Raw genomic sequence first — 1,247 nt, 5'->3', positions numbered from 1 at the left:
GACCCGACGAGCACGGCCTACCACATCGCCGGCGGGGTGCGGCTGGTTGGCGATGTGGACCGCGAGGCATTGACGCAAGCTTTTAGCGCCCTGGCGCTGCGCCACGATGCGCTGCGCACGCTATTTTACGCGGTCGACGGCCAGCCGCGGCAGTGGATCCTGTCTTCGTTTGACGTGGCTCTGGCCTTTTATGATCTGAGCGCCTTACCGCTCGACCGCGCCCAACAGCAAGCCGCGCAACGGGCCGAGATCGATGCCCGCACCCCCTTCGACCTGGAGCGGGGCCCCGTGTGGCGGGTGCTGCTGGCGCGCTTGCCGGACCGGGACGGCCAAGCGGTACACGAACTCAATCTGACCCTACACCACCTGATCGCCGACGGCTGGTCGCTGAACCGGCTGCTGGCCGAATTTAGCGCCCTCTACGGCGCGCTGCAGTTAGGCCATGAACCGCAACTGCCGGCCCTGCCGATCCGCCACGCCGACTTTGCGCTCTGGCAGCGGCACTGGCTGGAAGCCGGCGAAGCCGAGCGGCAACTGGGCTATTGGACCGCATGGCTGGGCGGTGATCAGCCCGTGATCGAACTGCCCTACGATAAGCCGCGCCCCACCGAACCCAGCCAGCGCGGCGGCCGTATTCCGTTTGTGCTGCCGGAGGCGGTCAGTGACGCCGTTTTAACCGTGGCGCACCCGCAGGGCGTCACCCTGTTCCTGGTGCTGCTGGCCGCCTTCAACGTCCTACTCTACCGCTACAGCGGCCAGACCGACCTGCGCATCGGCCTGCCGCTGGCCAACCGCCAGCGTCCGGAAACCCAAGCCCTGATCGGCTACTGCGTCAACACCGTGGTGCTGCGGACCGAACTCAGCGCGTCCACCCGTTTCGACGCCCTCTTACAACAGGTCAAACACACGCTCCTGCAAGCCCAGGCCCATCCCGACCTGCCGTTCGAACAGCTGGTCGACGCCCTGCAGCCCGAACGGCGGCTGGGGCAAAACCCCCTGTTCCAGATCCTGATCAACCACCAGCAAACCGACGTCGGCCTGCTGCAATCGCAGGCGGATTGGCAGATCGAAGCCCTGGACCGGGACAACGGCGCCGCCCAGTTCGACTTGAGCCTGGATACCTGGCACGACCGCCAGGGCCGCATCGGCGGCGTTTTCACCTACGCCTGCGACCTGTTCGAGGCTGAAACCATCGAACGGCTGGCCGGCCATTACTCCTACCTGCTCGGACAACTGCTGGCCCAGCC

The 1,247-nt window shown here is 66.4% G+C and carries 1 protein-coding gene; it reads left to right on the top strand.

Annotation, left to right across the window (positions count from 1 at the left end; all coding sequences use genetic code 11):
- The coding region (locus tag JJL52_RS21075) for a condensation domain-containing protein (protein WP_236994410.1) at nt 1-1,247 on the top strand (1,247 nt) is incomplete at both ends.

Source organism: Candidatus Methylomicrobium oryzae, from assembly GCF_016745425.1.
GTDB lineage: Bacteria > Pseudomonadota > Gammaproteobacteria > Methylococcales > Methylomonadaceae > Methylomicrobium > Methylomicrobium oryzae.
The sequence above is the reverse complement of the archived record's forward strand: the minus strand, read 5'-3'. Positions and strand labels throughout refer to the sequence as shown.